The organism is Pseudoalteromonas sp. S3178 (assembly GCF_005886985.1).
Classification (GTDB): domain Bacteria; phylum Pseudomonadota; class Gammaproteobacteria; order Enterobacterales; family Alteromonadaceae; genus Pseudoalteromonas; species Pseudoalteromonas carrageenovora.
Map to the genome: position 1 here is coordinate 22151 of NZ_PNCW01000076.1, position 15067 is coordinate 37217.

Below are 15067 nucleotides of genomic sequence, written 5' to 3' on the forward strand. Positions count from 1 at the left end.
GTCTAAAATGATTAATGTAGCAATTAACGGTTATGGTCGTATCGGTCGCAATGTATTACGAGCGCTTTACGAGTCAGCACAAAACAGTGAAATTAAAATTGTAGCAATTAACGATTTAGCACCTGCTAACGTAAATGCACACTTAACACAGTTTGACTCAGTTCATGGTCAATTTTCTAAAAAAGTAACACTTGCAGATAACACCATGCTAATAGGTGATGACGTAATTACGCTTACTCAAGAGCGTGACCCTGCAAACTTACCGTGGAAAGAGCTAAACGTAGATATCGTTTTAGAATGTACGGGATTTTTCACTAAGCGTGAAGACGCGGCTAAGCACATTACAGCTGGTGCTAAAAAAGTAATTGTATCAGCACCTGGTAAAGACCTAGACGCAACTGTAGTACATGGTGTTAACAGCGACGTAATTAACGCTGATAGCAACATCATCTCTAACGCTTCTTGTACTACTAACTGTTTAGCGCCAATTGCAAAAGCAATTAACGACACAGTAGGTATTGAACAAGGTAGCATGACAACAATTCATGCTTACACAAACGATCAAAACTTATCTGACGTTTATCACCCAGATCTATACCGTGCGCGTAGTGCAACACAATCTATGATCCCAACTAAAACAGGTGCTGCTGCAGCTGTTGGCTTAGTACTTCCTGAGCTTGCGGGTAAATTAGACGGTATGTCGGTACGTGTACCTACTATCAATGTTTCTTTAGTAGACTTTACGTTTATCACTAAACGCGACACAACAGCTGAAGAAATCAACGAAGTAATGAAAGCCGCAGCAACGGGTTCAATGAAAGAGATCTTAGAATACAACGAGCTTCCGCTTGTTTCTATCGATTTTAATCACAACCCAGCTTCATCAATTTTTGATGCAACGCAAACTAAAGCTGATGGCAAATTAGTTAAAGTAATGGCTTGGTACGACAACGAGTGGGGTTTCTCAAACCGCATGTTAGACCAAGTTAAAGCATTAGGTCAGTACTTATAATTGACCCTGTAAAAGTTTAGCTTTATCCAACCAAGCCGCGTATATCGCGGCTTTTTTGTATTTATAGAACATTTATATTTAACCTCCAAATCTAAAAACTCAAGCTCCCTAATTTACAAAGTTAACAATAAGTACAGATGTAACTGGTGTGTTTACAGTTGTTTACAAATGAAAAGCATGGTTCTTAATTTTAATTTAGCTATATGTCATTGAATTTAATTGTTTTTATGTTTGAATTCAACTTTTCAATTAACACTTACTATCTTGTTTATGTTTTTGAAGCCCCTCGATGTTGAAATTATGGTTTTATTAATACTATTATTAACAGCTAGTTAACGTTGTTAGGTGTTGACTGGTTTCATAATTATAAAAACCATAGGTAGCTATGGCCCAGGGAGAAATAAATGTTTAATAATAAAGTATCTAAAGCAGTCAGTTTAGCATTAGCATGCTCAGCTCTGTCTTACACATCGTTCTCATTTGCAGCAGAAGAAGAAAGTGCAGAAAAAGTAGAAAGAATCCAGGTTACTGGTTCTCGTATCAGAACTGATAGCTTTGCTAGTGAAGTTCCAATCGATATTATCACTGTAGAGGATGCCGAAAATGAAGGTATTAAAACGCTTGGTGACTTGTTAAGAACTAGTACAGCAGCTGCTGGTTCAAACCAAATTACTTCTGCGCTTAGTGTTGGATATGTTACTGCTGGTGGTAAAGGAACAGAAACTGTTTCACTTCGTGGTTTAGGTGCATCTCGTACGCTTATTCTATTAAATGGCCGTAGAGCAGGCCCTGCAGGTACTCGCGGAGAAGTTTCAGGCTTCGATTTAAATACTATCCCACTTTCTACTGTAGAGCGTGTTGAAATTTTAAAAGATGGTGCCTCATCTTTATACGGTTCAGATGCAGTTGCGGGTGTTATAAATATTATTACTAAAAAAGGCGACTCAAAAACAGTGACTGTTGATGTTAGCCAACCATTTGAATCAGGTGGTGAAGAACAACGTATAAACTTCTCTTACGGTGAAGAATTTAGTAAAGGTTCTTTTCGTGTAACAGCAGATTATAAAATTACAAAAGAATTAAAACGCGGAGACCGTGATTTTCTTGATTGTTCTGAAAGATTATTAACATATGAAGACGGCTCTTCAGCGGATCCTATCGATCCTCGTACTGGTGAAGCTCACTGTAATGAAACAGGTTATGGATTATGGGTATATAGTGGTGGAGCTTCTAATATAATTGGCAGTGGTCCGCAGCTTGCTTATGATTACGATGGATTCTTTGGTAATAATGGTTACAGTAACTATAACACCACAGCTTCAGAAGCTGGTGATTTAAGAACGCCTGATGGTTGGTACCCAGTTTCTTATGATAAAGAAAGTGATGGTTGGTGGAATATGGATCATCCGTTCCGCGATGAAGAAACCATGAACCCAGAAAATAAAGTATGGTCAGTATATGCGTTAGGTGATTATCAAATTACTGACGATATTACAGCTTATGCAGAGTTTATTCATAGCTCTAGGAATACAAAGACCCAAAGCTACCGTCAATTTTGGACTGCTGATGTTGGCATAATCCCAGCTGATAACTTTGATGGTTTCTCTGGAGACGCTTACTTCCTACCAGTAGCTTTATCAGACCATTATTCTTCAGATACCACTGTAGATTATACCCGTGTTGTTTTAGGTGCTACTGGTAGTATTGGTTTTTGGGATTGGGATGTTTCTTACCAGAATAGTTATAACGACGGTGAATATAAAAATGATATTTTTTACCGTGACTCATTGGTTATGGCTCAGCTAAATACTGCAAACGGCACATCGTGTAATGGTGAAGTTACAGAGTTTTCAAATAAAACTTGTGTAGATTTACCATGGACTGATCCTCAGTTCTTATACGGTAACCCTTCTGATGAAGTTAGAAACTTTATCTTTGGTGAAGATATTGGTAATACTGTTTATAAGCAGCAAACTTTTGAAGCTTATATGACTGGCGATATAGTGGAAGTTCCTGCAGGTTCAATTGCGACTGCATTTGGTATTTCAATCCAAAAAGACGAAATTGATGATACTCCTGGTGAAAACACGCTAAACGGAAACTCATGGGGCTTATCAGGAGCAGGTAAAACTGCTGGTTCTCAAATTTCTCGTGCGGTATATGCTGAGTTTAAAGTTCCACTAATTAATGATATGGATTATGTTGATTCATTAGATCTAACAGCATCAGCACGTTGGACTGATGTGTCTACTTACGGCAATGATACAACGTTTAAGCTAGGTTTGAACTGGGTTATTGTTGATGGTCTAAGTGTTCGTGCAAATCGTGGTTCTTCTTTCCGCTCTCCTGCATTGTTTGAGCTATTCTTAGCAGACCAATCTGGCTTTAGTGGTCAGTTATCGATTGACCCGTGTTTAGATTGGGCTAATGAACAAGCGGCAGGTAATATCACTGATACTGTAGCTAATAACTGTCAAGCTGCGGGTATTCCTGCTGATTACACTGCTGGCGGAAGCTCTGCAATTATCTACACTAGCGGTGGTGCTGGTCGCTTGAAAGCTGAAACAGCAATAAATGAAAACATTGGTGTTGTATGGACTAGTCCTGAAGATACTTTTGCTGCGTCAATTGATTACTATGACATTGTAATCTCTGATGAAGTAACTAGTTTATCTGGTAGCCAAATAACGAGCAGATGTTTTGAATCTAAAGATTTCGCAAACGAGCCTCTATGTGATCTATTTACTCGCCGCAACGGTGATAACAATGATTACGGTATAGATGAAGTTAGAAGTGGTTATGTAAATGTTGCAAACCAAATTGCACGTGGTGTTGATTACAACTTTACTTATCAAGATGATTTTGATTTTGGTTCACTTCGTATGCGCCTAGAGCATACAATGCAAATTGAACGTAAATATAAGTTATTTGAAGACAGTGAAGAAAATAACTACGTAGGTGAATTAGGTGAGCCTAAGCATACTGGTAATGTTTCTTTAACTTACTCAAAAGATGACTACAGCTTAACGTGGACAACTCGTTATGTAGATTCAACTAATGATTACGAATACTACAATGATTCGAAAGAAACTACTTATCAAGGTGAAACTGTTTATGCTACTCGTGAGACAAGATGGGTAACCTATCATTCACTTTCTGGTACAGTTGATACTGATATGGGACTTAAAGTAACAGCAGGTATTGCTAACTTATTTGATGAAGAGCCTCCTATTTTATCAGCTAGTGGTACTTTAAATGTTGGTAATGCGGCATTGTATTCTCAATATGACAGAGTTGGTCGTCGTTTCTTTGCGAACGTAACTTATAGCTTCTAATTATTGGATATTTCTAAAGCTCTCAATATGAGAGCTTTTTTATTTTAAGGACGTAAATAAATGTATTTCTCTCGGTTGTTTTTTTTGTTGATTTTAATATGTTCGTTCAATGTAAGTGCGGTTAAAGTGGAGCAATCTGTTTTATCTGCTTACGCTAAACATTCACAATTTATTGATATTAAAATATCGCCATCGGGTGATTATATCGCATCAACATCACGTAATGATGAAGGTGTGATTAGCTTAACGGTATTAGATTTAAATAAAAATGAAATTATATCCGTAACACGAGGCAAGGGTAATGAATCTGTAAGTACATTTACATGGTTAAATGAAGAAAGATTATTACTTACTATGGCAAGAGAAGTCGGATCGTTTGAGCTACCAAGACCCACTGGTGAACTTATAGCAATGGATGCAAATGGTAAAAGAAAAGTCATCTTAACAGGCCCTCGTTCTAAAACTGGGGATATTAGGTTCTCATCTATTATTGATATTTTACCAACTGAACCAGATCAAGTGTTGATTTATAGCGTGGAATGGACTGCGTCTGAGCCATATTTAGACTTATATAGAATGAAAGTAACTACAGGTCGTAAACGTAGCTTAGGTAGGGTTCCTATGCGAGTTTACAAAGGAAGCGGTGTTGCTGTTTACACTAATAAAACTGGCGAACCATTAGCAGCCCAAGGCATCGATCCTAATAGAGGTAATAAAGCAGTACTTATGGCCCGTTTAAGTATTGATGATGATTGGAAGGTTATACTTGAAACTAATCAATATGAAGGCTCTTTTACTCCACTAAAATTTATTGATAATGAAACTTTAATAGGTTTAAGTGATTTAGAAACTGATACACAATCAATAGCAACATTAAACATAAGAACTAAGAAGCACACTGTGCTGGCATCACATAATGAAGCTGATTTATCCCCTGTGTTTAGTGTTAAAACAGGCCAAGCAGATGAGATAGTCGCAGGGGCATATGAGTATGATGAGGTAGGTATCGTATTTCTCGATGATGTAGACGATCCTGCAAATCAAGCTCTTATTAAGAGCTTAATGGGCACTTTTAAAAATCAAAATGTACGTGTTACTTCTTCTACGTACGACAATAAAACAATGATATTGAGTGTTTCATCAGCTAATACTCCTCAAAAGTTTTATGTGTATGATAATGAAAAACGTAAACTTTCAGTATTAACAGCTAGCAAACCATGGCTAAAATCTTCTTTAGTTCCGAAAACACAAATCATTACTTATAAAAATCGTGATGGTGACCTTTTAACAGGGCTTTTAACGTTACCGAAAGATAAATCGACTAATTTACCGCTTATCTTATTACCTCACGGTGGCCCACATGGAGTTCAAGACTCAATAGCAAATTTGAATTCAGATGTAAAAGTACTCTCTAGTCACGGCTACGCTGTTTTTCAGCCAAACTATAGAGGCTCAGGTGGATATGGTCGCTCATTTTTAACGAGCGGTTTTAAAAACTGGGGGACATCTATGATTGATGACATGACTGACGGCACCCGAACACTTATAAAACAAGGTATTGTCGATAAAACCAGAATGTGTGTTTATGGCGGTTCTTATGGTGGTTATGCAGCACTTCAAAGTGTTATTAGAGAGCCAGAACTGTATAAATGCACAATAGGTTTTGTAGGTGTTTATGATTTAGATTTAATGTACACCGAGGGAGATATTAAAGAGAATGAATCAGGTACTAACTATCTAGATACAGTATTACCTTCAGGTAATCAAAGAATTGCTCAATCACCAGTACATAATGTAGATAAAATTAAAGTGCCTGTTTTTATTATCCAGGGTGAAGAAGATGTTCGAGTACCGAAAGAACATGCATTTAGGTTAAGAGATGAGCTTAAAAAGCGCAATATGCCTTTCGAGTGGATGATGAAAAGCGGTGAAGGGCATGGTTTTTATAAGCCAGAAAATAATATTGAGCGTTGGACTGAAATGCTTGATTTTCTTCATAAACACATAGGTAAATAGTTTCTATACTATATAAATAAAGCCACTCAATGAGTGGCTTTTTGTTTTGTGGTTTTTAACTGATAGGGGTTCTTTAAAGCTCTGCTGAGTATATTAAAAGCGTGAGCAATTTTAAGGTCTACCTAGCTTAATTTTGATTCAATTATCTTAAAATTTGGTCTTTTTGAAATCTCATGTTGCTTTGCCAGCTGAGCTATATGGGACATTTTACCAAATAGTTCGCTTTGCTTATCTGCTGTGCTAACAGTACTTAGTAAATCCTCAATTAAACACCCAAAAGCGCGCACTTCTATTAATTGTATTTGCTGTTGCTGATATATCCTGAGCATAGCTAAGTTTGTAGCCGCACCAAAATCGCCAAATAAAACGTCATATTGTTCATTTATCATGGTGTTGTGTGCGTAAATATCGCCATGGCTTACGTAATTGTCATGTAGGTGAGTTAGCGTATTTGCCATCTGTTTTGCTATTTTATAAACAGCTTCAATAGGGTAATTACAACCATCATTAAATGTATCGCGGGTACACGTTTCTAAACTTGGTGGTAAACCCAAATTTGTATAATTGGTATCTATTAATTCCATTACTAAGCCAAGCTGTGTGCTTTGCTCTATATAGCTTAATACATTTATTAGGTTTGTATGATTTGCAGCTTGTAGGCAACAATTTACTTCATCAAGTGGGTAGCCATCGCTTGTAATTGCTCCTTTAAAAAGCTTTACCGCCACATTGTTATTTTCTGCATTTGCAAGGTGTATAACGCCCGATGCACCTTGGCCTATTACTTTTTTAAGCTGAAAATTTTCAAGCGGGGTATTTTGTAAAGTACTTTTAGTTAAGCACTCAGCTTTATTAAATTTATTACCTGCAAAGGCTAGCCAGGCAAGTTTTGGTAATTCTAATAGCCAATCATCAATTTTTGTTAAGTTGTTTGCAGAGAGCCTTACAAGCTCTAAATTAGTACAGTTAGCCATGCTTGTCGGTAAATGTTTTAGGTTATTACCTGCAAGCGCAAGCTTTTTAAGCTGGGTGTAATTACCAAAGTCTTCAGGCAGTTCGCTTAACGTGTTATCGGTGAGTATTAACCATTCAATATGTTTTGGTAGGCTTTTTAGTTCAAACTCTGAAATTTGATTACCTTTAAACGCGACCGTAATTAGGGCAGGGCATTTAGCGAGCACTTTAGGAATATGCTTAAACTGGTTAAACGATAAAAACACGCGTTTTAAACGGTGCAAACATGTAAACTCAGCTGGTAAATCAGATAAATTATTATTTGATAAATCGAGTACTTCTAAGGTATCTGCAAGGGTAAAGATTTCAGGTGGAAATTCAGTCAACTCTTCAACGAGTTGCAAATGTGTTACGCCATTTAACTTACCAGCTTTAAGCTCTGCAAGGGTATTCATAAATTTTCACAAGCCTTTTAAAATGAAAAAGCCAACATCTCTGTTGGCTTAAATTTAAACTATAAAAAGTTTAGAATTGTGCGTTATGGTAAACGTTTTGTACGTCGTCACAGTCTTCAAGCATAGCTAAAAAGCGTTCCATTACTTCAACATCTTCACCTTCAATAGGCGCTTCAATTTGTGGAACAAAGGCAATTAAATCCTCGTCAAATTCTGTAACGCCCATTTCTTCAAGTGCTGTGCGTGTGTTGTTGTATTCAGTATGCGGAGCAAAAACAGTTACTTTGCCGTCTTCAACTTCTACATCTGTTACATCTACATCAGCCATCATTAATGCTTCAAGTACTGCTTCGTCGTCATCACCGTCAAAAACAAAAATAGCAAGGTGATCAAATAAATGTGAAACCGAATTTTGTGCGCCAATTTTAGCATTTGCTTTTGTAAAACAAACACGCACATCAGCAAAGGTACGTTTGTTGTTGTCTGTTAAACAATCAACAATAATCATACAGTTACCTGGGCCGTAGCCTTCGTAACGAGTTGCTGCGTAATCTTCACCGCCACCACCTTTGGCTTTATCTATAGCTCGGTCAATTACGTGTGCTGGTACTTGGTCTTTTTTAGCGCGTTCAATTAAACGGCGTAGTGCTAGGTTACCATCTGGATCTACACCACCGTTTTTAGCGCATATGTAAATTTCTTTACCGTACTTAGAATAAACTTTAGTTTTAGCACCCGCAGTTTTAGCCATTGAATCTTTTTTGTTTTGGTAAGCTCTTCCCATCTGCGTTTCGCCTTAATGTATTTAAATAATAGAATAAAATTGCAAGGCGGTATTCTAAAGGTAAAGCCGCCTTATCGCCAGTAAATGGGCGTAATTAACCTAAACTGTGGATAATAAACCTATCTCTAGCTGCTATTTTTAGCGCTAACTGTGTTGAATTTACTTGCAATAGGCTAGCTATTGACGCGTAAATTCGCCTTGTTTTCACTGAAAACCGCTAGCTAGAGAAAATAAACTTAAGTATCACCTTGATTCAATATGTTAGTAACTTTCTTAACCAAAGTTCAGGTTAATTAATCTTCCTGCTGTTGTAATTGCCACATTTGTGCATATTGGCCATTCTTTAATAAAAGTGCTGAATGCGTGCCTTGCTCAACAAGCTCACCTTTATTAAATACCAGTATGTTATCGGCGTCTATAATGGTTGAAAGCCTATGAGCAATCACCACGCTGGTATGGTTTTGAGTAACTGCACGCATTGCATTTAATATTGCTTGTTCAGCGTGCGAGTCGAGTGCTGAGGTTGCTTCATCAAATATTAAAATAGGGGAGCGCTTTAAAATAGCGCGTGCAATGGCAATACGTTGTTTTTCGCCGCCTGATACCTTTAAACCCCGTTCGCCAACCAGTGTTTTATCGCCGTTTTCTAATGTTGAAATAAAGTCTTTTAAGTATGCCATTTCTATTGCTTTATCTATTTCAGCATCGCTCGCTGAGGGTCTGCCATAGGCTATGTTTTCTCGTATGGTGGTATTAAATAGCACAGTGTCTTGTGGCACTATAGCAATGGCGCTGCGCAGGCTATTAAGTGTAACTGAATCTATGGCTTGGTTATCTATAGTAATAGTGCCCGAGCTCACATCGTAAAAGCGATAAAGTAACCGTGCTAATGAGCTTTTACCTGCGCCACTTGCCCCTACAACAGCGACTTTACTGCCTGCATTTATTTTAAAGCTAATATCATTGAGTATTGGGCGACTGGCATTGTAACTAAAGCTTACATTATTAAACGCTATGTCGCCGTTAGTAAGTATTAGGTTTTGTGCATTAGGTCGCTCAATGACTTGTGGCTTTTTATTAAGCAAACCCAGCATGTTTTCTAAATCGGTAAGCGCTCGCCTTATTTCACGATACACAAATCCCAAAAAGTTAAGCGGTAAAAATAATTGGATCATGTATGCGTTTATCATTACAAGTTCACCAATTGTTAAAGCGCCAGTTACCACTTCTTTGGCGCCTAACCACATCAGCGCCGTTATAGCACTGGCTATAATTAGCGCTTGGCCAGAATTCAGCGCAAGTAACGACATTCTATTTTTCAAACGGGCGGTTTCCCAGTTTGCTAAAAAGGAGTCGTATGTTTTGGCCTCAAATTCTTCGTTGTTAAAGTATTTTACAGTTTCAAAGTTAAGAAGGCTGTCTATGGCGCGAGTATTACTCAAATTATCGGCGGCATTTGCCTCACGTATAAAGCGGTTTCGCCACTGCGTTACTGTTACGGTAAAGGTAATATAAATTGCAACCGCTAATAAGGTTATTAACGCAAACCAAACAGAAAATAGCGTCCCAAAAATAATAGCAACGGTGAGTATTTCAAAAAGAGTCGGTACAATATTAAACATCAAAAAGCGCATTAAAAAGCTTAGCCCACTCGTGCCGCGTTCTATGTCACGGCTTATCCCGCCGGTTTGTCTATCTAAGTGAAAGGCAAGCTCAAGCGAGTGTAAATGTTTAAAAACTTTTAAACCAATATCGCGCATGGCGTGCTCTGTCACACGAGAAAATACTGCATCGCGTACTTCGCCTAAAAAAACACTTGCAAACCTAAGTCCACCATACATAAGCAGTAGTAACGCGGGAATAACTAAAATTGGATTAATTGATTTATCTACCGAGTCGATAATTTCTTTTAATGCCCAAGGCATTAAAAGTGTTGCGCCTTTAGCACCTATGAGAGCTAAAAGTGCAATAAATACTCGCCCTTTAAATTTAGTAATGTAAGGCCACAGCGTTTTAATGCTTTGTTTTAAGGTCATGGCATCGGCGCGTTTTTCTGTGGTTTGTCTAGAGCGCATTAAAAGCCTCGGAAAATTAAATTGAATACTAAATAGATATGCATTGTATTTTAAATACTTGCCCTTATATACTACGCATCCCTTATTTTAGTTTTAAAATAAATATGTTTAAATTTCGTGTGTTTATAACTGCCTTTTTGCTACTTGCTGCACTTTTTAGTGTGCAGAGCAATGCTGCGCAAACAACACAAAATTTAAACCTTGCTGTAAGTTCACACACTTTATTTACAGACGCCGTTGATATAACTAAAACAAAGCCTGTCACAGAGTCTGCAGGCGTACCTACGCATAAAAAAACGCATCAAACAGATTTTTCAGCTCACCAGCCACGCCTTACTGCCAACAATTCATCGTTTTTTTTGCACAGTGTACAAAGTGAGCCAGAATACGACGTTGTTTATGAGTTTTTTGCGCAGCATCTTGTTAGGCAAATATTTTTACGCCCCCAAGCTGTAAATGCTATTCAGCCTTGGTATACGCTTGTATATCACAGTAAAAAATCGCGTTTAAGTGGCTGGAAAGATGCGAACTTACTCTATAGAGCAGTAACTACCTACCACGCTTAATTTTCTTATTTAATTTTTATTAGGTTTAACGTTTTACGTTTAAGCCTTGAGATTAATTGTACTTTTAAAAAGTACGTTGCCAGTAATTAACTGGCAATAAGGAAAAAACATGTTAAGTGTAAAAAAAGATCAAAAGCCATTTATGGCTAAATTTAAATTAAGCTATATAGCCATGCTTATTGTGCTGATTTTATTAGCTATTAGCGCATTACCCAACTTATACCCTAATAAATCGTGGTTGCATGTAAGCAACGCGCCTCATAGCGAAACGAAGGCCGTGCCAAGCACTAAAGCACTCGTTACTTTTTTAAATAACCAAGGCTTAGACGTTGAACAGGGCGTAGATAAGCAATCAACTATAAATATTCTGTTAAACGAGCCAACTAAAAGCGCCCAAGCGCAAGCGGCTATAAAGGCGCAGTATCCAAACACGCAAGTTAAAATTGTAGAGCATGCAACCAGCCCACCATGGTTACAAAATTTTGGTTTATCACCAATAAAGCTGGGTCTTGATTTAAATGGCGGCGTGTTATTTGTACTTGACGTAGATTTAGATAAAGCCGTTGATGAGCAATTAGTCAGTGCGTACCAACAAGCTAAATCAATCATCATAAAGCAAAAAGCGCACGGCCTTAAAGCGCAGCAAACTAAGCATGGCTTTGAAATTAATGCACTGCCTAACGCGGTGCAAAAACTTAACCCAGTGATTGATGAGCTACAAAGTCGCTTTGCTAATTTAGCGGTTACAACCGCCAATAACGGGAATGTTAAAAACGCAAAATTTAGCTACTCGGAGCAAGGGCGCAGCAACTTCGATAAAGAAGTAATGAGCCAAACGCTTACTACGCTTCGCTCACGCATTGAAGAATTAGGTATTACCGAAGCCGTAACGCAGCAACAAGGTAAACAGCGTATACGTATTGAGTTGCCTGGTGTGCAAGACCCAACCGAGGCTAAGCGTATTATTGGCGCGACTGCATCACTTGGGTTTTATCAGTTAAAAGAAATAGGTGGTAAAACATTTAATATGCAGTCGGGTGGCACCATAAACCTTGACCCTGTGCCTATTTTTACAGGCGATCACATTAATAATGCAAACATTGGCCGCGACGATTGGGGTAAGCCACTGGTTCAACTTAGCCTAGATGGGCAAGGCGGCGATGCTATGTCGGCTTTTTCAAAAGCTAATATTGGTAAGCCTATGGCCACGGTTTACTCTGAGTACTCTCAAAACGCAAGCGGTGAAACCGTTAAAAAAAGTGAAGTTATAAATGTGGCTAATATAGCGCAGCATTTAAGCTCACGTTTTAGCATTACCAATATGAAAAGCCAGCAAGCAGCGGCCGATTTAGCCCTGTTATTACGAGCAGGTTCACTAACCGCGCCTGTATCAATAGTGCATGAGCAAACAATAGGGCCAAGCCTTGGCAGCGAAAATATTAGTAATGGTTTAGCCGCATTAATGCTTGGTATGGGTATTACACTTGCCTTTATGGCGCTGTGGTATCGCCGCTTAGGGCTTATTGCAAACGTAGCGCTGTTATTAAATTTAACATCGCTTGTTGGCCTAATGTCATTATTACCGGGGGTTGTATTAACCCTTCCGGGTATTGCTGGGCTTGTGCTCACTATTGGTATGGCGGTAGATACCAACGTTATTATATTTGAGCGAATTAAAGAAGAGCGCCGTAAAGGGCGTACGCCATACCAAGCAATTCAAGAAGGGTATAAACAGGCGGCCAATACAATATTTGATGCCAATATAACCACTATGATCACCGCGCTTATTTTATACGGCATAGGTTACGGGCCAGTTAAAGGCTTTGCCATAACATTGGCACTTGGATTAATTACTTCAGTATTTACTGGCGTGTACGTATCAAAAGTACTAAGCCAAACGTTATATTTAAAATTGGCTAAAAAAGCAGGAGTAAATGCACATGCTTAACACTTTTTTAAAGGGCGAGGCGGGCACTCGTCTGCGTTTTTCAGGCATGCTTTTGAGCGCCATACTCGTACTACTATCGGTATTTACGCTTAGTCAAAAAGGGCTTAATTTTGGCCTAGACTTTACCGGTGGCTATCTAACGGAATTTACCACCAGCCAAGGTGTTGAGCTAAAAGAGCTTAAATCGTTTATTACTAAAAATCACAATGGCGAGTTTGAGCTAACAGCGCAAGGCAATAGCCACTTTCAACTACGCGAAGCGCCTAGCGATTCAACAGCAAATAGTAACGATTGGCAGTCTGCCATTACTCAAAACGCAGATATAAACGCTGAGGTATTATCGTCAGCGTATATTGGCTCACAAGTGGGTGATGAATTATTTGAGCAAGGTTGTTTAGCATTATTTTCAGCGATGGTTGCAGTAATGCTTTATTTAGCGGTGCGGTTTGAATGGCGTTTAGCTGTAGGCTCAGTGGTTGCGCTAGTACATGATTTACTACTCGTACTGGGGCTATTTTCGCTATTAAATATTGAGTTTAATTTAACCGTACTTGCCAGTTTACTCGCCATTATAGGTTACTCACTTAACGACTCTATAATAGTGGGTGATAGAGTACGCGAGCTTTTACGTGTTAAATCTAATAATGCACTTAGCCCTGCAAGTATTATAAATAGCGCGATAAAAAGCACCTTAACGCGCACACTTATTACATCGGGTACCACGCTTGCAACGGTTGCCAGCGTTTGGTTACTCGCAGGCGCACCATTACAAGGCTTTGCTATTGCATTATTTACAGGCATTGTAGTGGGCACGTTTTCTTCTATTTGTATTGCGGCTACCTTACCTGAGCTTTTAGGGTTAAGTGCTAAAAACTACGAAGAAAAACTAGATGTAAAAACCCAAGCATTAATGGATATGCCATAAATGCGAGTCTTAATAATTAAGTAAACATATCGGCGCTTAAAATAATGGTTTTAAGCGCCTTATAACGTTAAAATTAGCCACATAGTTTACAGCATTGGTTATTAGCGCTCCCCCATGAATAAAACCCACGTAATTGAACACCTTAAATTTGCACTTGAAGCACAATTAAACAGCGCAAAACAAGCTGCCAAAGCCGCGCACGACGCCGCAACTCACGAAGAAAGCGTAGCAGAAACGCAGTACGACACACTAGGACTAGAAGCCGCTTATTTAGCACAAGGCCAAGCCGAGCGTGTAAACGAATGCTACAAAAGCATTAAACAATTTGAAGCCATTTTTAAAGAGCCTACTCACCATAAAGTGATTATAAGCTCGCTCGTTTGTTTAGAAGATGAAAACACCATACAAAAATGGTTTTATTTAGGCCCAGCCGCAGGTGGCTTAACGGTTGAAGTAAAAGGGCAAACTATTCAACTTGTTACACCCGAAGCCCCGCTAGGCAAACAACTTTTAGGCAAACAGCTTGATGATGAAATAAGCCTAACCATTGCAGGCAAAAACCATGAATATGATGTGGTAGAAATTTTATAAAACATTGGTTTTAGATGTAGGTCGGATAAGCGAAGCGCCATCCGACAAAGCTAATTTGTCTCATAACATTATTAACAGTCGTTTTGGTGTGTTATAAATCATCAAAATGGTGTTCAATAAGATGTTATGTGAAAAGAGGACGTATGAAGCTGTCAGAAAAAGATTTTGAGGATTTTACTGAGATGTTGCTCAAGAACACTGCCGAACTTTGTCCTCCTGAAGAACAAGAGATTGTTAAGAAAATTACATCTTTTAGGCAAGTTCTAATAGAAGAGTCAGACCGTGGTTGTGCTTTAATGGCTGTCGCATTTATCGACGAACTTCTAATAGATCTGCTTAAGGCGTACTTTATCGAGAATGTGGCCTTAATTGAATGAATGCTTAGTTCCAGTGGTAGTCTTGGCAG

The 15067-nt window shown here is 38.5% G+C and carries 11 protein-coding genes; 8 read left to right on the plus strand and 3 right to left on the minus strand.

What is annotated here, in order from left to right; genetic code table 11:
* Positions 1–7: 7 nt before the first annotated feature.
* From gap to CWC11_RS18220, 3 genes are all read left to right on the plus strand, one after another.
* Entirely contained in the window at positions 8–1012 is a 1005-nt protein-coding gene (gap, locus tag CWC11_RS18210) for a type I glyceraldehyde-3-phosphate dehydrogenase (protein WP_138683824.1), read from the plus strand.
* Between the two features lie 404 nt (positions 1013–1416).
* Positions 1417–4347 carry a TonB-dependent receptor domain-containing protein gene (locus CWC11_RS18215; RefSeq protein ID WP_138683825.1) on the plus strand — a complete coding sequence of 977 codons (2931 nt, stop codon included), beginning with the start codon at positions 1417–1419 and terminating at the stop codon, positions 4345–4347.
* 126 nt (positions 4348–4473) lie between these two features.
* Positions 4474–6363, plus strand: a complete 1890-nt coding sequence (locus CWC11_RS18220; protein WP_249330767.1) for an alpha/beta hydrolase family protein — start codon at positions 4474–4476, stop codon at positions 6361–6363.
* A gap of 122 nt (positions 6364–6485) precedes the next feature.
* Here the strand turns inward: CWC11_RS18220 and CWC11_RS18225 are convergent, their stop codons facing one another.
* The 3 genes from CWC11_RS18225 to CWC11_RS18235 all read right to left on the minus strand — a co-directional run bounded on the left by CWC11_RS18225 (position 6486) and on the right by CWC11_RS18235 (position 10631).
* Positions 6486–7772 (minus strand): leucine-rich repeat domain-containing protein, encoded by a 1287-nt coding sequence (locus CWC11_RS18225; protein WP_138683827.1) that lies wholly within the window; start codon positions 7770–7772, stop codon positions 6486–6488.
* Between the two features lie 70 nt (positions 7773–7842).
* On the minus strand, positions 7843–8556 hold the full coding sequence (locus tag CWC11_RS18230; RefSeq protein WP_058549057.1) for a YebC/PmpR family DNA-binding transcriptional regulator: 714 nt from the start codon (positions 8554–8556) through the stop codon (positions 7843–7845).
* Between the two features lie 293 nt (positions 8557–8849).
* Positions 8850–10631 carry an ABCB family ABC transporter ATP-binding protein/permease gene (locus CWC11_RS18235; RefSeq protein ID WP_138683828.1) on the minus strand — a complete coding sequence of 594 codons (1782 nt, stop codon included), beginning with the start codon at positions 10629–10631 and terminating at the stop codon, positions 8850–8852.
* A 104-nt stretch (positions 10632–10735) separates the two neighbouring features.
* Between CWC11_RS18235 and CWC11_RS18240 the strand changes: the two genes are divergently transcribed.
* From CWC11_RS18240 to CWC11_RS18260, 5 genes are all read left to right on the plus strand, one after another.
* Positions 10736–11197: a hypothetical protein gene (locus CWC11_RS18240; protein WP_138683829.1), complete on the plus strand. Its 462-nt coding sequence runs from the start codon at positions 10736–10738 to the stop codon at positions 11195–11197.
* 109 nt (positions 11198–11306) lie between these two features.
* On the plus strand, positions 11307–13145 hold the full coding sequence (gene secD / locus CWC11_RS18245) for a protein translocase subunit SecD (protein WP_138683830.1): 1839 nt from the start codon (positions 11307–11309) through the stop codon (positions 13143–13145).
* Positions 13138–14070, plus strand: coding sequence for a protein translocase subunit SecF (gene secF, locus CWC11_RS18250; protein ID WP_138683831.1), 933 nt, complete (start codon positions 13138–13140; stop codon positions 14068–14070). The genes secD and secF overlap by 8 nt, the downstream gene beginning before the upstream one ends.
* Positions 14071–14184: 114 nt before the next feature.
* Positions 14185–14661: a GreA/GreB family elongation factor gene (locus CWC11_RS18255; protein WP_138683832.1), complete on the plus strand. Its 477-nt coding sequence runs from the start codon at positions 14185–14187 to the stop codon at positions 14659–14661.
* Between the two features lie 143 nt (positions 14662–14804).
* Complete coding sequence (locus CWC11_RS18260) at positions 14805–15038, plus strand: hypothetical protein (protein ID WP_138683833.1); 234 nt, start codon at positions 14805–14807, stop codon at positions 15036–15038.
* Positions 15039–15067: the final 29 nt, after the last annotated feature.